Source organism: Levilactobacillus senmaizukei DSM 21775 = NBRC 103853 (assembly GCF_001592085.1).
Classification (GTDB): domain Bacteria; phylum Bacillota; class Bacilli; order Lactobacillales; family Lactobacillaceae; genus Levilactobacillus; species Levilactobacillus senmaizukei.
The window spans coordinates 1-19,907 of sequence record NZ_BCWD01000031.1 but is presented as its reverse complement, the minus strand read 5'-3'; the positions used below and the strand labels follow the sequence as shown (position 1 = coordinate 19,907).

The 19,907-nt window shown below is 48.1% G+C and carries 18 protein-coding genes and 1 tRNA gene; 16 read left to right on the top strand and 3 right to left on the bottom strand.

What is annotated here, in order from left to right; genetic code table 11:
* Window positions 1-69 precede the first annotated feature (69 nt).
* From LSE01S_RS09530 to LSE01S_RS09485, 7 genes are all read left to right on the top strand, one after another.
* A tRNA-Thr gene (locus tag LSE01S_RS09530) sits at window positions 70-142 on the top strand.
* Between the two features lie 280 nt (window positions 143-422).
* Window positions 423-1,289: a spore germination YkwD domain-containing protein gene (locus LSE01S_RS09525; RefSeq protein WP_156470510.1), complete on the top strand. Its 867-nt coding sequence runs from the start codon at window positions 423-425 to the stop codon at window positions 1,287-1,289.
* A complete protein-coding gene (locus LSE01S_RS09520; RefSeq protein WP_235808334.1) occupies window positions 1,282-2,100 on the top strand; it encodes a CAP domain-containing protein in 819 nt (272 codons plus the stop codon). Before LSE01S_RS09525 ends, LSE01S_RS09520 begins: the two co-directional genes overlap by 8 nt.
* Before the next feature lie 16 nt (window positions 2,101-2,116).
* A complete protein-coding gene (locus LSE01S_RS09515) occupies window positions 2,117-3,010 on the top strand; it encodes a C39 family peptidase (protein WP_061777402.1) in 894 nt (297 codons plus the stop codon).
* Between the two features lie 11 nt (window positions 3,011-3,021).
* Window positions 3,022-3,873, top strand: coding sequence for a C39 family peptidase (locus LSE01S_RS09510; RefSeq protein WP_061777401.1), 852 nt, complete (start codon window positions 3,022-3,024; stop codon window positions 3,871-3,873).
* A gap of 141 nt (window positions 3,874-4,014) precedes the next feature.
* Window positions 4,015-6,204, top strand: a complete 2,190-nt coding sequence (locus tag LSE01S_RS11070; protein WP_162257444.1) for a hypothetical protein — start codon at window positions 4,015-4,017, stop codon at window positions 6,202-6,204.
* A 413-nt stretch (window positions 6,205-6,617) separates the two neighbouring features.
* Window positions 6,618-8,579 carry a MucBP domain-containing protein gene (locus LSE01S_RS09485; protein ID WP_061777396.1) on the top strand — a complete coding sequence of 654 codons (1,962 nt, stop codon included), beginning with the start codon at window positions 6,618-6,620 and terminating at the stop codon, window positions 8,577-8,579.
* Between the two features lie 100 nt (window positions 8,580-8,679).
* Here the strand turns inward: LSE01S_RS09485 and LSE01S_RS09480 are convergent, their stop codons facing one another.
* Both LSE01S_RS09480 and LSE01S_RS09475 read right to left on the bottom strand, forming a co-directional pair.
* Window positions 8,680-9,318 (bottom strand): DUF421 domain-containing protein, encoded by a 639-nt coding sequence (locus LSE01S_RS09480; protein ID WP_061777395.1) that lies wholly within the window; start codon window positions 9,316-9,318, stop codon window positions 8,680-8,682.
* Between the two features lie 3 nt (window positions 9,319-9,321).
* On the bottom strand, window positions 9,322-9,768 hold the full coding sequence (locus tag LSE01S_RS09475) for a DUF3290 domain-containing protein (RefSeq protein WP_061777394.1): 447 nt from the start codon (window positions 9,766-9,768) through the stop codon (window positions 9,322-9,324).
* A 165-nt stretch (window positions 9,769-9,933) separates the two neighbouring features.
* Here LSE01S_RS09475 and LSE01S_RS09470 point away from each other — a divergent pair, with 165 nt between their 5' ends.
* The 7 genes from LSE01S_RS09470 to LSE01S_RS09440 all read left to right on the top strand — a co-directional run bounded on the left by LSE01S_RS09470 (window position 9,934) and on the right by LSE01S_RS09440 (window position 16,049).
* A complete protein-coding gene (locus tag LSE01S_RS09470) occupies window positions 9,934-11,268 on the top strand; it encodes a dihydrolipoyl dehydrogenase family protein (RefSeq protein ID WP_061777393.1) in 1,335 nt (444 codons plus the stop codon).
* Window positions 11,269-11,515: 247 nt separating this feature from the next.
* Window positions 11,516-12,310: a hypothetical protein gene (locus tag LSE01S_RS09465; protein WP_061777392.1), complete on the top strand. Its 795-nt coding sequence runs from the start codon at window positions 11,516-11,518 to the stop codon at window positions 12,308-12,310.
* Window positions 12,297-12,968, top strand: a complete 672-nt coding sequence (locus tag LSE01S_RS09460) for a hypothetical protein (protein WP_061777391.1) — start codon at window positions 12,297-12,299, stop codon at window positions 12,966-12,968. The genes LSE01S_RS09465 and LSE01S_RS09460 overlap by 14 nt, the downstream gene beginning before the upstream one ends.
* A 19-nt stretch (window positions 12,969-12,987) precedes the next feature.
* Window positions 12,988-13,620 (top strand): ATP-binding cassette domain-containing protein, encoded by a 633-nt coding sequence (locus tag LSE01S_RS09455; RefSeq protein WP_061777404.1) that lies wholly within the window; start codon window positions 12,988-12,990, stop codon window positions 13,618-13,620.
* Window positions 13,621-13,652: 32 nt separating this feature from the next.
* Window positions 13,653-14,141, top strand: a complete 489-nt coding sequence (locus LSE01S_RS09450) for a hypothetical protein (RefSeq protein ID WP_061777390.1) — start codon at window positions 13,653-13,655, stop codon at window positions 14,139-14,141.
* Window positions 14,142-14,259: 118 nt separating this feature from the next.
* On the top strand, window positions 14,260-15,441 hold the full coding sequence (locus LSE01S_RS09445; protein WP_061777389.1) for a cation:proton antiporter: 1,182 nt from the start codon (window positions 14,260-14,262) through the stop codon (window positions 15,439-15,441).
* A 146-nt stretch (window positions 15,442-15,587) separates the two neighbouring features.
* On the top strand, window positions 15,588-16,049 hold the full coding sequence (locus LSE01S_RS09440; RefSeq protein ID WP_061777388.1) for a hypothetical protein: 462 nt from the start codon (window positions 15,588-15,590) through the stop codon (window positions 16,047-16,049).
* 77 nt (window positions 16,050-16,126) lie between these two features.
* Here LSE01S_RS09440 and helD read toward each other — a convergent pair whose 3' ends face one another.
* Complete coding sequence (gene helD, locus LSE01S_RS09435; protein WP_061777387.1) at window positions 16,127-18,481, bottom strand: RNA polymerase recycling motor HelD; 2,355 nt, start codon at window positions 18,479-18,481, stop codon at window positions 16,127-16,129.
* A 343-nt stretch (window positions 18,482-18,824) separates the two neighbouring features.
* On the opposite strand from helD, the gene LSE01S_RS09430 reads away from it, so the two are divergent.
* A complete protein-coding gene (locus tag LSE01S_RS09430) occupies window positions 18,825-19,199 on the top strand; it encodes a hypothetical protein (RefSeq protein ID WP_061777386.1) in 375 nt (124 codons plus the stop codon).
* A 93-nt stretch (window positions 19,200-19,292) separates the two neighbouring features.
* Window positions 19,293-19,907: hypothetical protein (locus tag LSE01S_RS09425; protein ID WP_061777385.1), on the top strand; the 615-nt coding region annotated here is incomplete at its 3' end.

Here is a 19,907-nt window from a genome sequence, read left to right as displayed (position 1 = left end):
CGTTAGGAACCCATGATGGGTTCCTTTTTTTATTGCCTTCAAGTTTCAGATGGGTGATAATAGAACTATGCCGCTTTAGCTCAGGAGGTAGAGCGTTTCCATGGTAAGGAAGAGGTCGTTGGTTCAAATCCAATAAGCGGCTTAAAGAGACTCATCAGAGAGAGGGGGAGCATCGAAGTTACTTGGATGCTCCCCCTTTTGTGTATCGGCGGTGTCACCAATGAGCGCTGCTGCCAATTATTAGAATCGGTGAAAATTTCTGGTCTACTTAATGAGAAATCCCACTTAACAATGGCAGGGGCAGATAACAAGCGGTATACTTATGCCAACTAGTTAATCACTTAGTGACTGAATTCAAAAAGCTATGAAACAATTTATATGTGATCAATCCGGCGGTGTTAAATTTGGAAAGCAGGTCAATGATGAAGAAAAACCAACAAAGATTCATAGCAGGCAGCATGATACTGGCTCTTGGAATGGTGAGTTTGGTACCAGCAACTGCTCATGCAAGTACATACAGCGCCAAGCGGAGCCACAGCGTGCGTCTGGTCTGGCGTCGTTCGATGAAGAAGCACAGTTATCATGGGACTAAGGGGTATTTGTATAGTAAACACCTTGGTCGCCGATACAAGGCCTTGAAGGCCTATCCCCACACAACCTGGAAAACAATGGGACATGAAAAGCTCCGCATTAAGAAAAATGGGGAGTACCGAATTTATTATCACGTCAAGAGCGCGAATGGTAAACATTCTGGTTGGGTTTGGCGTGGACATTTGAAAAAAGGTCGGGCAACGCAAGTCATTTACAATATGAAGATTTCTGACAAGGATAGTTACTTAGAGGAAAATGATTTGAATCCAACGCCATCGGCAGCTAAGATTAACCAAGCATTCATCAAGATTGTTAATGCAGCACGGCTTGCCAAAGGCGTTTCCCCTCTACAGAACAACGAGATCATTCAAACGCAGGTTTCTGATCAACGAATCAAGCAGATTCCTACGAATTTTACCCATTATGATACGGATGGCGTGGCCTATCAGACGGCTTTATTTAAGGCTGTGGGGCTGCAAAATGCTTCCCATGGTGAGGTTATGGATACCCGTAACTGGGCCCAATCCGATACGGCGACAGCTAAGATGATTGCCTATGACTTTCAGCATGATGGTAACGATGGGGCTCACTGGGAGGTTATCACCTCGGGTACGTATGTTTACTACGGCTTGGCTACTGTTAATAAGAATGGGAAGCTGTACACCGTTATGAACTTAATGAGTGAACCGAATGACTAAGGGCGAAAGAACTTGTAAGATGATGAGGGGTCGAAAATTAGGGCTAGTGTTACTGCCATTGTTGGCGATTCTGTTGCCGCTTACTGCGCAAGCTGCTAGTCAATCAACACCAAAGAAGATGGTGGTGCATTATCGATCAACGACTGGGAAAAAGATTAAGGCTAATCGGACGTTCACGACTACTGGAAGTCGTGTGCTAGCCTATGGATCAACCTTTGGTCCTCAAGGAACGGGGACTTTTGGTAAGTCGAAGGCGGGTTACGTCGTAAAGATTAAAGGCTATGTTCCCTTTAAAATTCGGAAGACTTATCGTTATCAGAAGTTGCCTGCCTCAATAACGGTCAAGTACATCAAGGAGTCAACTTTGAATAAGAAGGTGGCTACTAGCTACATCAAGCAGTTTAATGCTTATCGTAAGCAACAAGGACTGAATGCTTTGAAGCATCGTAAAAGTTTATTGAAGAAGGTCAATGTTCGGGCTCACGAACTCTGGATTCGTGATGATCATATACGACCAAATGGGCAATCGTACAATGCCAAGTTGAGTGGATATGGCGAGACCATGGCGGAGTTGCCCGCCTACTATTTGCCGGCCGGTTATACAATGGAGGGACTTGGAGCCACACTGGTTTATAATCATAAGGGGAATATTACTTATAAGGGGACTGCTAAAACGGCGGTCGACGAACTTATGACCTGCGACAAGTTGCATCGAGACACGGAGTTAAATACCTGGGCACATTATAGTGAAGTTGGATTCAGCTTTGCCGCGGATGGGTCTGGAATGATGGCTCAGCTGTTTCAGTATTAATTGGAGTGTTTGAAAAATGAGAAAAGTATTATTGGGGATTTTCAGTTTTCTGGCATTGCTTGTGATTGGGACGGTGGGATATGCTTCTAGCGGCACACAGATCCTTTCTCAGCAAAAAGTGACCCCATTTGGCAGGGTTACGGGCACCACCAAGGGAACATTAGTGGCCTTTAAGAAGACGAGTAGTGGAATCCAAATGGCTACCACGCATCGGCTGAGTCAGTATCGCAACACAGCGTGGACCGTTAGTCGTTCGGCGTCAGTGCGCCAAGCTAATGGACGAAGTCAGCGGTATGTTTATGTGACCTCGACGAATGCCAAGCGCCACACGACCGGCTGGGTTCTGAAACGTGATCTCAAGACGCCTAGCAAGGTAAATCTGAATGCCCCCTACATTAGTCAAAACAAGGTCAAGGCATGGATGGGTTGTGAGTCAGCCAGTCTGTTGGAGGGGCTCCATTACAAGGGTGCCATGCGATCAACCGGATTGGTTGCCTTCATGAAGAAGTTGCCACGGAGTAAGACCAACAATCCGAATACCGGCTTTGCTGGGAGCCCATATAAGGTGACACCAGGTGTCTTTCAGTCAATTTTTCCTAAGCCACTGGCTAAGTGGGGCAATCGCTACCACTCGGTTAAGAATATCAGTGGGGCTAAGGTCAGTAAGCTCCGTTCCGAGTTACGAATGAACCATCCAGTAGTGGTTTACGTGACGTTGCATTTCGCGAAAGCGCACTATGGACACTATTTCTGGGGAACGGGTATTAACAATAGCCACGTGATGTTGCTCGATGGTTATAAAAATGGGGCCTATCACGTCGCCGATCCCAACCAGGGAAAGTATTGGGTGAGCGCAAAAAAGTTCACCCGCAGTTATAATTACAAACATTATGCGGTAACTATTCAATAAGGGGTGGGAGAATGAAAAAAGTTATCAGATTGTTCATTGGCTTGATGATTGCTTTAGGTATCACGGGGACCGTTACATCGGCTTCCGCCAATGGTTATAGCGTCAAATCCGGACGCAATTATAATTCTCGTGTCGTTCGGAGCAAAGGCTGGCGTTTATGGAATCAACCGTATACTAAGGCGGCGACGACGAAGCGTAAAACGGGTAGTTTGAAAGGGAAATTGGTCCAGGTGGATCAAGTGGCTAAAAAAGGACAGAAGATCTACTTACAAATCAGTCGGCGTGGTCACGATTACGGCTGGATAAATGCCAAGGGGCTTAAGACCACGAAGAAATATGTTTTACCCTATACTTATACGAGTCAGCTATATCCAGTGTACGCACCCAATGCTTGTGAAGCTGCTAGCTTAAAGATGGCACTTTCGGTTAAAGGAATTGCGACCAAGACCAGTTTGAAAACTATCATCAACAAGATGCCAAAATCCAAGTCACCATCCAAGGGCTTCACCGGTAATCCATACACGGAAAGTCGTCCTGGGGAAACCCGGACAATTTATCCGGCACCACTGACGGCGTATGCTAAGACCTACGATAGCAAGGCTAAGAACATCACGGGGGCTAGCAAATCAACGTTAATCAAAGCGGTCAAACGTGGTAATTCAGTTGTCTTTGCCGGCGCTTGGCGTATGCAAGGCCAACGTCCTTATCATGTCTTGGCACTCGTGGGTTACCAACATGGTAAATTTTTGGTAGCCGATCCGTACATGAAAAAAGGTTGGCCGAATAAGGTCTACTGGACCAGCACAACAAACTTTATAAAAGTCTATCATAGTCGGCATTCACGGGCCGTTGAAATTGACTAGACCAATTTTGGGAATCACCATTTAAAGATGGTGATTCCTTTTTTGATTGCCAAAATGGGTTTTAATATTCAACAGCATGTTAACCTGATAACATGTTGTTTATCGGCAAGAGAAGAAGTCAAAAACTCAGGAGGAAAAGAGATGGCACAACACGTAAGAAAAGGGCTTTGGCTCACTGCAACTGTTGCGTTGATGGGAACTGGAATGATGATGGAACAGCCAAAATTAGCGTTGGGTGCGCCAGTCTATGACTCCGTTACCCAAGTTGCTAAGGCAACGACGGGTGAAACGAGTACTGCGACGGAAACGCCAGCACCTAGTACCCCGGCACCGACCAATCCCGTGGTTAGCGGGAATGAAAACGCCACTGGAACTGCGATGGCAAACTCAGGTCAAGAAATTTCAACTAATGAGGCTAATCCGGTCGAAACACCAAGTGCTGGTGATGATACCAGTTCTGATGGACAAGCGGGAAATGAGACAATTCCTGATAATCCAGCGGGCAATACGGATGATCAGAGTATTGATGAAGGAAGTAACGGTTCAGATTTGAACGGTAATTCTGACGGGACTGCTGGGGCCGGGAATGTTGAGACGCCAGATACTGGAGATGAATCGGCTGACAACGTGGAAGTAGATGAAAATACGGGGTCTGAAGGCTCGTCCAGTTCTGAGGGAAATCCATCAGAGGGTAATGATTCTGAGAATAGCGGAGACGACCAATCGGAAGGCGAAACGACTCCTGGTGACAATGGGGATTCAGATAATGGCGACACTGACGAAAGTGATGCTGGTGACCAAGACCCTGATGCACCAGATGAATCTGATGATAATGACTCTAATAGTAGTGATGCGGGTAGCGAAGAAGGTGCGGGTTCCGAAGATAATTCTGATGATAACGACTCATCGGAAGGTTCTGTGGGTTCTGAAGATGGTCAAGACTCAAATGAATCAGAGGGAAATCTTGGCTCTGATGGTAACGAGAATACTGATTCCGAAGACGACGGTGATGCTAGTGGATCTGAAGGTAACGAGGGATCGGAAAACAACAATAGTGACGGTTCCGAAGACTTGAATGGTAACGACGGATCCGAAGGTTCAGAAAATAATAATAATAGTGGCTCCGAAGGTAGCGAAGGATCTGAAGGCTCCGAAGGCAGCGAGGGCACCGAAGGTAGCGAAGGCTCTGAAGGTTCTGAGGGCTCTGAAGGATCAGAAGGCAGCGAAGGCTCTGAGGGTTCTGAAGGATCTGAAGGTAGTGAAGGCTCCGAAGGATCTGAAGGCTCCGAAGGCAGCGAAGGTTCTGAGGGCTCCGAAGGATCAGAAGGCAGCGAAGGCTCCGAAGGATCTGAAGGTAGCGAAGGCTCTGAAGGTAGTGAAGGTTCTGGGGGCTCTGAAGGATCAGAAGGCAGCGAAGGCTCTGAAGGATCTGAAGGTAGCGAAGGCTCTGAAGGTTCCGAAGGCTCCGAAGGCAGCGAAGGTTCTGAAGGTAGTGAAGGCTCCGAAGGCTCTGAAGGTAGCGAAGGCTCTGAAGGTTCCGAAGGATCAGAAGGCAGCGAAGGTTCCGAAGACAGTGAAGGTTCCGAGGGCTCCGAAGGCAGTGAAGGCTCCGAGGGCTCCGAAGGCTCTGAAGGTAGCGAAGGCTCTGAAGGTTCCGAAGGATCAGAAGGCAGCGAAGGATCAGAAGGCAGCGAAGGTTCCGAAGGATCAGAAGGTTCCGAGGGCTCCGAAGGCAGTGAAGGTTCCGAGGGCTCCGAAGGCAGTGAAGGCTCCGAAGGCTCCGAAGGCTCCGAAGGCTCTGAAGGCAGTGAAGGATCTGAAGGTTCCGAAGGCAGTGAAGGCTCCGAAGGATCTGAAGGTAGCGAAGGTTCTGAAAGCAGTGAAGGCTCTGAAGGTTCCGAAGGCACAACCGGATCTGAAGGATCGGAAAATGATACCGGCTCAGAAAGCGGTGAAGGATCTGAAGGTAGCCAAGGCTCAGAAGATAATCAAGGTTCTGAAGCGGACCAAGGTTCAGAAGACAATACTAACAATGAAACTGAAAACGGCCATGAAACAGAGGTAGATCAAGGGACGAATGGTGACACCCCAGGAATGACTGGTAATCAGTCAACGGGAAGCACGATGGGTGAAAATGGTGTTGACGAAACGTCAGATACCGGTCATTCCCACGGTTCAGCTACCTATGGCGTCGACGAAGACCATCATCATCCAGACGATGATGCTTTGCCACAAGCGAATGAAGAACGGTCTAAACTCGCTTGGATCGGTGCCTTGCTAGCTAGTGTGACACTTGGTGCTTGGCGGTTATTCCGTAAGCGTCGCGATTAAAAAAGAGGTTGAGGAATCAAGTTAGACGGGTTAAATGACTAGAGTAATCCAACGTTTAACAGATGTAGTGTTAATGCTTATGCCGGAATCGGATTAGTCGATTGGGCAATTAGGGGCCAGCGTGTCGAAGCGTTGGCTCTTTTATTGAGAATGAATCGCGGTCATTGGGACTGCTCGCCAGGTGAACACGGGATAATTCTCATAGATTAAATAGATAAAAGGGGGGAAGGGTAACGCCAAGCGATGGTGGGGCCATCGTTTACTTAATTGAGATTCATAGAATTATTTTGGTTTGATCAGTGCTCTTGTTGAATGATTTAGTGATGAGGCTGGAGGGAACATAACGTCACTAAGATAGATGATAGCTAACAACGAACTAGATATAAGGATTCATATATTGGGGAGTGAACGGCATGAAAAACACTTTAAGGAAAACACTGTGGTTAACGGCGACCATGACGATGATTGGTAATGGCGTCGTGCCCATAACTGGCTTCGCTAAGAATTTGGCGATACCGGTGGAGGAACGGAATCAGACGCGGTTAAGCATTGATACTTGGATGCCTAATAGGCTCTTGCAGAAGACGGTGCTCAAGTCGTTAAATGCCCAAGGTGTTGGGAAAACGTGGCATACGGTCGATGATATTTCTCAGAAAGATATGGCATTGCTGACAGAACTGGAGTCCCCTGATCGACCAGATGAATTTCGGATTGATGGCAAGAGTTCTTATTCGTTACAGGGACTGGAGTACGCTGTCAATTTGGAAACAGCTAACTTGTACCAAACTCAAAACAAATGGATGTTTGGTGACATCACCGACGTCTCGCCCCTAGCAGGGTTGACAAAGCTGAAGGTCCTGGAGTTAGGTGGGCAGCGGATCAAAAATGTTGCGCCATTAGCTGGCCTCAAGAACTTACAACGGCTGTCATTAGTGGGTAATGAAATCATGGATTTCTCTAGCATTGCGTCGTTGCAAAATATTCCCGATTTAGTCATCACGGGCCAGCGGATTTTACTCGATTCGATTAATGTTAATGCTAATACGAAGAGCCATGATTGGGTTTCCAGTGCCAAGATGCCAGATGGAACTCCAATGAGGGTGGCACCCATGAAGCAACTTGGGATGATGATGGCCTTTGAGGACAGTGGCGCCGTCATTTATCGCCAATTCATCGCGGGTGGTGAGGCCAAGTCAATTGACGGTGGCGCACGGTTCACGGACTTGAAGGCCCAGGAGACATTGCAGGCGGGAGACGCACTGTTTGGCGGCATTATGCTGGGAGCGGGTAAGGAAGACAAGTATGCCATGATTCTTGCTCTCGGAACGCCGGACGGCAAAACCAAGATGGGCTACATGGTTCAGCCATATAAATTGGCTAATGAGGCCGCTAAAATCACGGTTCAATATGTGGATCAGGACGGTCGAGAATTGATAGACCCGCAAGAGCTCACCGGGTTGGTCGGGGATGGTTATCATTCTGAACAGAGGTCGTTTGAAGGCTATACGTTTGACCACGTCGAGGGTGAACCCGACGGAACCTTTAGAACCGATGAGCAGTCCGTTAAATACGTTTACCATAAGGACTTGCCGGGGAGCGAAGGCAATACCGGGGGATCAGATGGCGAGGGTAACCCTGGGAGTGAAGGGAATTCGGGCGGTGAAGAAGTTCCCAGTACTAAGTCCAAGGTGACGGTGCGTTACCAAGATGAGCTGGTACGCTCATTGCTCGATGACGTGACGCTGACGGGTTCCGTGGGAGAACCTTACCAGACGGAAGAGTTTCCGTTAACCGGCTATCATTTAAAGGAAATCAAGGGTAAGCAAAATGGGGTTTTTGAAAGTGTTGAACAAGAAGTTATCTATATTTATGCCAAGGATCAAGCTGCATCGGTAACGGTCCGCTATCTAGACCAGGATGGCCGACAATTAGCGCCAGATCGAACGCTCTTAGGCCAACTTGGGGCCAAGTATCAGGCAGATGCCAAGGTCTTTCCCGGGTATAAATTGAAAGCGCAACCGCAGAATAGTCAAGGTCAGTTTCTTCAAGAATCACAGACGGTGACCTTTTGGTATGAAAAGATTATGGAAGAAGCCTCGGACGGGGATGGCGATCAGAGCTTACCTGATCTGACCCCACCGGTCGTGACGCCAATGCCGGGGGTCACATCACCTGTGACGGGCGGTGCAGGCGACAACCTCAGCGAGACGCCGAGTGTAGCTTTGCCAACTAGTAATGCCGCTCTGCCGGCCGATCAAACTGGGACGACAGAGCTACCGCAGACGAACGAGGCCCAACACGGTGGTATCGTGTTAGGCATCACCTTGTTGGGGGCCGCCGTTTTGAGTTGGTTCCTAAGTAGAAAGCACCGGTAATCAAAAACGGGTCTGGGACAAAACCCCCAGACCCGTTTTTGCGTACCAGTCGGTATGGTTGAAACCGGCTAATCGCCTTTTGTCCCACTCTCTTTTTGATTTACGATTCATCATAACGAGTAATCTCAAATTGGTGATTTTCATACTTTGCCATATAGACGTCGCGAACATTGGTAATACCGTGTGATCGCAGTTGTTCAAGTAGCCAGTTTTCGTCATGATTCATGAGTTCGAGAACGTCTAAATCAATTTGACCATCGATGATGATCGGGTAGCGAATATTGCCATCTCCCTGACGTAACACGGTTAAGCTCCCATTTTGCTCAACAATCGCCCGTTTGACATCCTCAATTTGATAAACGCCGGCGGTGCGTAACTTGAAGTCAATTTCCTTGGCTGAGAGATTGGCCTTTAGGCAATTGTGAACCAGTAATTTGCCGTTACGGATAATCGTAATCGGACCACCATCAATGAACTTCCCCACGGCATGCACGTGAATCTTGAGATATCGCGTCACCAGAATCAATAATGACCAGATTAAGAGGACGATAACAAATTGTAGGAGAGTTACGGCCGAATTATAAATGACGCCACCGACAATTCCCCCCAAGACGTAGTTCTGGACCTGGTCAATGGCCGAGGTGGGAGCTAAATTTCCCTTACCCGATAAATTAATCAAAATTGTCATAAAAATAAAACCGACCACTAATTTTATAAAAACATCCGAATAGATAAACATAGGCTACTCCTTTACCAACTTAATCTTAGGGTTCTCAAGGGTGACTTTTTCGAGGATAAATGCCGAGCCATCGGTGTTGTAATCCAAGCGATAGTAGCCCTGGCTTGATTTGATTAACAGATTGTCGCTTACACTGGTTGAATTAATGCTCAGACTACTGGGCGAAACCTTTAGATGCTTAGCCGCCTGCTGAACGGTTGCCGAAATTTCACCGGATTGCTTCGTTGCTGACTGAAGTGAAACGAGACTGTTAATCTGTAGTCCTAGTACTAATAACAATAAGACGCCCGTGATGATACTGAGGTCCTTGTATTTGACGTTCCATCGATTTCGTAAGTAGTGGACGAATAGACCGATGAAGACGACTAGCAGCGCGATAAGCAGTCCAATTCGAGCATATTGCCAGGTGTTGTGATGCGTGGTTAGATAACCATAAGTATAGAAAGTCATCGTGGTCTCCCCTTAAATAATTGTTACCGTTTAGTTTATCACGATTTTTTTGAAAGGGGGACAGTCGTTGTCTCGGCAGCAGTCATGGCACGAGGGTAATTTAGTAGGTCCCCTCCCATTTCGTGCTAGAATTAAATGTAGCGTGAAGAAGGGAAGGTTGAGCTGATGAAAGAGTTTGATGTTGTCGTGATTGGTGGCGGCCCAGGTGGACTGGCAGCGGCGTACGGTTTACATGCTCATGGCTTACGAGTAGCAGTTGTCGAGAAGGATCTCTGGGGTGGCACCTGTCCTAATCGGGGCTGTGACCCAAAGAAGATTTTGATGGCAGCGGTCGAGACACAAGGCCATAGTGAAGCCCTACTGAATCAAGGGTTAACCAGTGTTCCCCAGATTGACTGGCAGACGTTAATGGCTGCTAAGCGGGCCTATACCAAGAAGATCCCTAGTGGCACCAAGGGTGGCCTTGACGCTGCCGGAATCGCAACTATTCATGGGGATGCTAGCTTCAATACTGACGGTTCCTTGACGGTTGGGGAAGATCGCCTGAGTGCCGCTAACTGGATTATTGCCACCGGGCAGGAACCCCGGCTTCCTGAAATTAAAGGGCAAGAGTGGTTGCGAACCAGCAATGAATTTCTCGATTTAGACCAACTTCCTGAAGACATTACCTTGATGGGGGCTGGCTATGTTGGTGTTGAACTGGCAGCCATTGCTAACGCTGCCGGAAGTCGCGTCCATTTGATTCATCACAGTGATCGGCCGCTGCGGGCATTTGATGGTGACCTTGTCAATGACCTGATGGACCGATTGCGGGCTGAAGGGGTCGACGTACAATTGGACACCGAAATAAATTCAGTGAGTCCGGCGGATGACCAATATTCGGTAACGACTGCCGCGGGAGCGAGCTGGACGACTGGGATGGTCTTTGCCACCGCCGGCCGGACCCCAGTCGTTGCTGGATTGCACCTTGATCGGGTGAATGTGGCGACAACTCGGCACGGGGTAACGGTCGATGGAAATCTACGAACGACTAATAATCATATCTTTGCCTTGGGGGATGTGGTTGATCGGCCGCAGCCCAAGTTGACACCGGTGGCAGGCTTTGAAGGCCGCTACCTTAGCGACACGCTTACGACTTGCGATTCTCCGGCGATTGACTATCCCGTGATTCCATCGGTAGTTTATGGGAAGACACAGTTGGCTCAGATCGGGGTCACGACGGCCACTGCGGCGAAACGGCCGGGTGACTTCCGAGTGAATGATTTGGACCTCACTCATTGGTACAGCTACCAACGAATTCAGGATCCACATGCTCGGATTAAGGTAGTCATTAATAAATCAACGAATCATATTGTCGGCGCCGCCGCGATCAGCAGTGAGGCGGAACAAGTGATTAATTACCTCGACTTTGTGATTCAAAACCACATGGGTCCGGCAGACATCGGCAACTCGATTATGGCTTACCCAACATTGGCTTCCGATTTAACTTATTTCAACTAAAATTAATCAGTCACAGCAACGATTCGACAGACATCGTTGCTGTGGCTTTTTTGTTGCCCTCCATGATAATTAAATAAATATCGACGGTTCGAAATGGGCCATTAGCAGACGCGATGGTCGGTCCAGGAAAAGGTTTAATTCGATAATAAAATGCTTAATAAGTGGCCCGCGATGACGCTGATTACGCTTGGCAAGTGTGCGGTATTCCCGTATAGTGACGAGAACAGTTTGAAGTGGGGGCAATCGTATGAGGACGGTTTGGCAGCGGTTAAATAAGCGCTACGTTGGGTTGGCATCTGTGGGCCCAGTGATACTGGTTTTGATTCAACTTTTCCAAGGCTTGCATGGTTATGGTGGGAAGGAAGATCCCTTTTTTAGCTCACCTTTCACCCTTTGGTTAGGGATCGATCCGTTTGGCGAGGTCAGTCAGGGCTACTTCTTTATTTTGCCGTTGGTCGCTGCTTTACCGGCAGCGACTCTATTACAACGAGATCGGCAGACCGGTTTTTTGATGCAACTAAGAATCCGGTTACCGCAGCGGCAGATTCTAACCGGTTACATGGGATGGTCCGCCGTTTTAGGGGGATTAGCGGTGGCGGGTCCCTTACTTTTGAACCTAGTTGGTTACCTGTTAATGGTGCTCAGTTTATGGCCGGACAATCTATTGCATAGCAATTTGGGACTATTCAGTTTTAATACCATCGCCATTGGATTTTACTATGCTCATCCATTAATCCACGCTCTGATAGCCATCCTTGTAGCCGGGGTGTGGGGCAGCCTGTTCGCCTTATTAGTTACGACGATCGGCTTCTTCACGGATTACCGCTTCGTTGCTGTTAGTGTGGGAATGGTGTTGCAGATTGGGCTGTTAGTGGTTCAACCGCTCACAGGCTTGGATAGCAGCTTGTCACCAGCTCAGTTTCTTAAAGAGGCTTCGAATGCAGACGTCACTTGGCAAGTGGTCTTGATGGTCACCATCGCCATGCTGGCCCTCATTGGGATCTTGGGAATAGTGGGGTGGCATCGCCGTGTTGATGGTTAAGTGCTTAGGCCAGCAGCTAAGATTGTGGCGTCATCATCCAGTGCGAATTGGCCTCACGGTCATGATTGCCGCGTTGATGGCATGGCGGTGGGTAAGGTTGTTGCAAGATCCGACTAACCCGGTGATCGATGTCTATCAACACCTATTTAGTCTGGAAGATTTTTCCTTTATTTATTTGCCTGTGGCGTTGATCCTGGGGTTAATTGGTTTACAGTCGCGAGTGGTAGATTACGGTGTGGCGCGGTCGCGGTCGATCTGGTGGTGCCAAATCCTAATCCAAAGTATGCTGGGACAAGTGAGTCTGTGGGTCGTCTGGACGATGGTATCTATGACGGGATTCTGGTTTCGCGGTGGCTGGCCATTAGCGGCATATGTGTTGCGAGGAGCTGGTCAGCTGGGGCTAAATCAGGCTCTTTTCACCGGAATTGGTCTGGTGGCTTTTGGTCTTTGGCGGCAAAAAACGGTCGCAATTATGGTGAGTTGGTTCTGGGGAATGCTAGGGTTGTTGTTTCTAAGTGGCCAACCGTGGCCCTGGCTCCAATTTAATCGGCCATTGGAGTGGTCAACGATGTGGGTCTCTAGTTTTGAAATGATCGTCCTAGTGACGGGATTCATCGGGGGCCTGTGGGGAGTTATTTATTGGCAGGATGTTAAATAAGTTTTGGGGGGAGCAAACGATGGCATTGATTCAATTACAGGGGGTCAGCAAGACCATCCGGCGACAACAACTCTTACAGGAGGTCTCGTTCTCAATTGAACGGGGAACGATTACGGTGTTAACGGGGATCAACGGTTCAGGTAAAACCTTAATTTTAAAGGCCTTGCTGGGCCTCATTCGAATTAAAGGCATCGTAACCGTTAATGAACGACCACTGCAGTTTGGGAAACGCTATCCGATCCAAGCGGGGATCTTAATTGAGATGCCGGGGGTTCTACCGGAATTTACTGCATATGAAAATTTACGATTAATTGCGGACCTGATGTCTGGTGTTGGGGACGCGGATATTTTGCGGATTTTGCAGCAATTTGATTTACCCACAACGAAGGCGACCAAGGTGCGAAGCTTTTCTTTGGGGATGAAGCAGAAGCTAGGGATCGGCCAAGCACTTTTAGGGCAAAATGACCTGATTGTTTTAGATGAGCCGACCAACGCGTTAGACACCCAGAGTATTGAGAATTTAATTGCGGAACTTCATCGGCTCCAGCAAGCCGGCAAGACTATCGTGGTGGCTTCACATGATCGTGATTTTGTGACGGCGATTGCGGACAAGGTGATTCGAGTTGAAGCGGGGCGAGCGTATGAGGCATAAATTCATAGCCTGTTTAGGTTGCCTGTTGCCTGTTGCTAGTTGTGGTTGTGGGTGGCTGGCGGTATCATCAGGTTAATGCGCATATTCCTCAGCACCCCGTTGAAGAACGGTTCTTTCAGCAGCAACGGTGGGTTGAGGGCCGAACGGTGCGGTTTAAGATTCAACAGGTTAAGCAGCGGATTCGTGCCGATGTGGTGGCGGTGACCATTCATTTGTTTATTGAGCAGAAACAACCCGCGCATTATGGGTTGAAGGCTGGGAACTTTAATTTGGTGGAGAACGCCTGGTTAAATGTGCCTTACATGATTAGTAATCCGGCTAGCTCGATGCGTCACCCATCGGGAAAAGTTTTTACGGACCGAGAAAAAGCGGCCAAAGGCATCAAGGATGCCTGGCTGACATTTACGGTACCCAAGATCAGTTATGAACAGCGACTCCAACCGGTGCGTTTTAGTTTCCTGGTGCCGGAACAACCGCAGCAGTTTATCAAATACTCGCTGTATTTGCCGCAGTCTCCTTAATTTGATGACTTTTGATAGATAATGGGAAGGGCGGAAAACTTGTGGGCCCCTTTCCCCCCTCTCTTTTTTGGCGTATGATGGGTTTTAGCATCAAATTCTAAGAAGGAGGGGTCCACACATGGCATTTTTAGGGACTTTATGTTTAATCCTAGTGTTAACCACGCTGGCTGGTAGTCTATCAAACCGGCTCGGTGTTCCAGCCGTGATTGGGGAATTGCTGATTGGCATTTTGATTGGTCCGGCTTTATTGAACTGGGTTCAGTTGAACAGTCTCGTCAGTTTATTTGCTGATATCGGTGTGGTTATTTTAATGTTTCTCGGAGGGCTGGAGAGTAATCTACAGTTGCTGATGAAGTATCTACGCCCAGCCATTGTGGTTGCCACCTCCGGCGTGATTTTTCCGGTGGTCTTCATGGGCCTGGTTTCCTGGCTATGGGGGTTCTCGTTACTAGAGGCTTTCTTTATTGGCGTGGTATTTTCTGCCACCTCGGTGTCCATTTCGGTGGCGGTTCTGAAGGAATATCACGCGTTGACGACGCGTGAGGGCGCCACCATCTTGGGGGCTGCCGTGGCCGATGACATCATCGGCGTTGTCCTGCTGTCACTGATGATTAGTCTCTTGGCAAGTCAGGGGATCCAGACGGCCGGGAAGCAACCGGCCTTGGCACTCGTGCTCTTGGAACAGGTGGCCTTCTTTGGCGGAACCTATTTGCTAGTCAAATGGGTGGCACCTTACCTGATGCACCTGAGTGAGCGGCTTGTGATGGCTTCCAGTGTCACCATCATGTCGATGGTGATTTGTCTAGGGATGGCTTGGCTTGCCGATATCGTGGGCTTAAGCGGGGCAATCGGGGCTTTTTTTGCTGGCATCGCCGTGGCTCATACACCCTATCGTGAGGTCTTGGTTGACCATGTGGAGCCCTTGGGGAATGCTGTTTTTATTCCCGTCTTCTTCGTTAGTGTTGGGCTGAATATGACGTTTGATCATTTTGGGAGTAACTTAATCTTGATTGTCGTCTTGACCGTGTTGGCTTGTGTCACTAAGCTATTGGGCTGTGGATTAGGAGCCAGATTGAGTGGGTTTTCAATGTCGAGCAGTCAGGTGATCGGTACCGGGATGATTGCGCGAGGAGAGATGGGACTTATCACGGCCCAAATTGGGCACCAAGCGGGCCTGTTAAACGGCAGTGACTATTCCGTCATGATCTTAGTGATTATTTTGGCCACGATCCTAGCACCATTATTATTAAAACGAGCCTTAAAACGCGCTCCCCAGGAGCGACCGGAACAGACCGCGTAAACGGACAAGTCCTTTGAAAATGACCCCCTCAGATCGGTTTAAATTCGATTTACGGAATCATTTTATGAGGACTTTTTATTTTGCTTGCCATCCGAGCCAACCACGGGTACTCTGGGAGAGTGTCAGAGATTAGGGAGGAAACGAAAATGAAAAAAGGATTGTTTTGGGTAGGATTAACGCTTGCCGTCGCCACCATGGGTGTGGCAGACATAAAGTCCGCCCAGGCAGCGGCTTGGCATCAGGGGACGCCCAAGGCACTGCGCCATACTTGGTTTTATAATGGCAAGGGCGATAACAAGGCCTACATCACTTACGGTAAGTCTAAGAGTACGGGGAATTTATTCGGGCTGGATAGTGAGAAGCGACGGTATTACCGTTTGCCGGGATATGGGTTGAAGAAGATCCGTTACCAATCGTTGGGCAAGCAGGTTTATCGTTTGTCGGGGGTACAGTATTCGCCTAAGGGCAGTACTGTTCAGTTCGATGGTCAGCGGTTAAGCTATAAGGTCAAATTAACCAAGCATCAGTTGCGGTTCTACAAGGGGTATCGTCACTACGTTCGCAAAGCGACGTTCCCAGTGATGAGGATGCCCACGGCATTGAAATAGAGTTGACGAGGCCAATCCCAGCGATTGGCCTTTTTAGATCCAAAAAGGCAGCAATCCTTGTGGATTGCTGCCAGTGGTTAGTTCTGAAATTCATGTTCAATCTGAAGGTCGGCCTGTGGAATCTTGTCGGAGGCAATTAGTGGCGATGCCGGACCAATACACAGAAGTGTCAGGTGGTGCATTGCCCGCGAAGCGATTGTGTATAAGGTTCCGGTCAGCTGATCATCCGGGTAATTTTCGGCGGAGACATTGTAGGCGATGACACTATCAAATTCTAAGCCCTTGGCCAGATAAATTGGCAAAACGACAACCCCCTTAGGCAGGGAGCGATCGGTATCTGTTAGCCGGGTCAAGGCGATTTGGGGATGCAGTTCCTGGTACACTCGTTTGGCTTCCGCGTTGCTCTTCGTTAAAATCGCAACGGTTCCATTGGTGGCCAATTCAAGCTGAACTTCATGGACCAGGGCCTTAAAGGCTGCTGGTTCGTCATAGCGAATGACCACCTTAGGCAGGTCCCCAGGACGGTTGAACGCCTCAATCTGGTCACCATCTGGTAGGAGGGCCTTAGCAAAGGTCGTGATGGGGAGTGTCGAGCGGTAGGAACGGCGCAAGGTAATCAATCGTGACCGTTTGACATTTAAAGCGGCGTCTAATTTCTTTAGAATGGCCGCTGGTGATTCGACGGCTTTGAACAGGGCCTGTTCGCTATCCCCGAGGAGGGTCAACTTGGCGCGTGGAAAGGCGTGTTGGAGATAAATCAGTTGTGCCATGGAATAGTCTTGCATCTCGTCGACAAAGAGATGCTGCATACGGTGGTTGGCCCCACCACCGGCCAGCAGGTCACGAAGATACAGCAATGGCGCTGCATCTGTCAGGGCTAGGCGGTGGAATTCAATGTCGTGCTGGTAGTTCGTGATGACCTGTTTCCAGGCATCGGCAGACACATCGTCCGGTACAGGACACTGTGTCAAGAAAGCTGTGTATTGACTGTACGTGTCGAGGAAGTAACCATTGTAAATGGCATCGTCGACCGGTCGGAAACGACGGCGAACGATCTCACGCGCGATGAAGTCAATCTCGTCGTCGAGCTGTTCAAAGGTACCGAGATGTTTTTCACCCAACAGGTTGTGGTAATCTTCGTCACTCAGCTGGTCGATTTCATCGCGTACCCAGTCAGCTTTGGCCTCATCGGCGATGCGATGTTTCAAGCGCTTTTCGAGGGCGTTTTTCGTTCGTAAGAGACGGTCCGCTGGCGCCGTAGCTGCTGGGAAGTGAGCGTAGATATCGCGGATGGACTCCTTGTCGAAGAAGACTCGGCTTTGGAACCGAATATCGGTGAACTTCAGGTCGGTGGGATCGATGTGCTGACAGTAGTTGGCAATTGCAGTCATCATGGCGGCACTCTCTTGGAATTTTCGGACGGGAAGGTTCACCGGCGTTTGTTGGTCGGCCTCATACCGTTCGAACTGCGTTTGCACGTTGAGTCCCTGGAACCGTTGCGTCAAGAATTCGGCGAGCGTCACTTGCCGCATATTACGTTCACCAAGACTGGGTAGCACGTCACTGATGTAGTGGCTAAACAACCGGTTAGGGGAGAAGAGGACGATTTGATCGGCCTCAAGGTCGCGGCGGCTGTGATACAACAAGAAGGCAATCCGTTGAAGGATGGCGGAGGTTTTTCCGGAACCCGCGACTCCTTGAACGACGAGGAGATCACTACGAGTGTCACGGATAATATCGTTTTGCTCCCGTTGAATGGTGGCCACGATGTTTTGCATCGTCTCGTCGTTCTGTTCGCCTAAGGCATGCTGCAGCATTTCGTCACCCACTGTTTCGTTGGTGTCAAACATACTTTCAATGTGGCCATTTTGAATTAAGAATTGGCGTTTCTTGAGTAGCTCGGTCTGTTGGTCACCGGCAGGTGTGCTGTAGGCGACCTTCCCCAACACGCCATTGTAGTAGATGCTGGAGATGGGGGCGCGCCAGTCGTAGACCAGAAAGTTTTGATCGTCGTCAACGAACGACGCAGTGCCAATGTACAGGGACTCGGGATGAGTCTCTTGCGGATCTTGGATATCGATCCGACCGAAGTAAGGCGATTTTTGGAGTTCTTTGAAAGTATCTAGTTGGTCTTCAATAATATTTTGATTTTCAGTTAGTCGAGAAACCAAGGCCCGTTGTTGTTGTAGTTCGGCACTGGTTTCAATTCGGTCATCGACTTCGAACCAGTTCACCGACGTGTTTTCACTATAATTCTTCAACACGTTTCGCAGTTCTTGGTGGGCGGCATCATAGTCGGCAGTCGTTTTGTCGATTCGTTTACCAATCTGCCGGGCGACGTGATCAACCCGCTGTTGTTCCTGTGATTCTTCGCTGGTGGTCAAGAGACCGCCTCCTTTGGATAGTCTAAATTGCCTAACAAGTTTAGTCATCTTTCCCCACAGTGTCAATCAAAGACCCCGATATTTGGCAAATCTGGTCAGGTTTTGTAAGAGTTATTTTGGTTAGCCAAGAGAATTCTTGCTCAAAGAGAAGCATCCTGTGGTCTTTTTGAATTTCAGAGCGATTAGTCAATTTCAAAATAAAAGAATAAATTTCTTGAAAGGCTAGATCACCATTTGGTCTATTTAAACACTATAGTCTCAAACTTTCTTCTATTAATTTTTTAATTTAGTTATCAACGTGAAATGTTTTGATATTGAACAAAAAAGAGATGCATGCTAGGATTATGGTTATCAGCAAGTGTGCTGATAGAAAATTATAGGAGGGTTCATGATGAGACTAAATTCAAAAATCATCAAGCGCAGCAGCTTGGCCTTGTTGGCAATCGTTACTTTTGGGGCCACTACCGCTCAAGCAGCACTGGTGGGGAGATATAATTGGGGTTATTTCTACTCAACGATGAATGGCAAAACGGTTACCAGTGAAACTGATACGACCAGCCCCTCATATAAGACATATGCTATCGCTAACAACGGTCAGGCGGGTGGTAAGGGTCGTCGAACTGGGCCTTGGGCATATATTAATCAAGCTTCAGTGGCAAGAACAAAGCAAACTGCGCACCAGAACAAGACAGGTTATCAGGTGAAGTCGCTCGGACGTGATTCGGATAACAATGATAGTGTTACCTTTATGCAAAACTTAGACTAGTTTCAAAATTCCACTATTTATGCGATTACATACCACATTTAGCTTAAAAGGGTTCGGTAGAGATGCCAGACCTTTTTCGTAAGGAGTTTAAAGATGACCAAAATTCGTAAAGTGGTATTCATTATAGTAACGATTTGTTTTGGCCTCCTCCTCTTAAACTTTAGCCAATCTATGAGTTCTACAGGCCTTTCTACCTTGCAAAAACCGTTTAGCATTACAAGTAGCTCTGGAAAGTTCACACCAAATAAAATCAATAGTCACTTAGAAGATTTTGCAAACCAGCATCATATTAACATCGTAAAGGTTTTCTCAGTGCCTAGAACGAGTACAGCGAATCGACAGAGTTATTATGTTTTGGGGAAGGCCCATCAATTTTCACAGAGTCAGGTTGTAAAATCAGATTTAGCTTCGCGTTCGGAATTTCTAACCAGTGATTTACGTTACCCACTCTATTTTTTCGGAAAGATAGAAGAAAATGCGATAAAAGGGGAGCTTTCTAGACTAGGTTTGAAATTTACCAGGGAATCTGATAAATGGAATTGGCAAATCAGAGATTTTTTAGAAGCCAATTATTACAATGTGTTTTTGCAGTTGATACTGCTCTTATTATTCTTAACTTTGGTTGTTTTGAATTTTAAATCTCTAAGAGCGGCAAACATTATGCTGCTCCAAGGCCTGAAAAAAAGTGAGATCTTTAAAAGGGCTTTT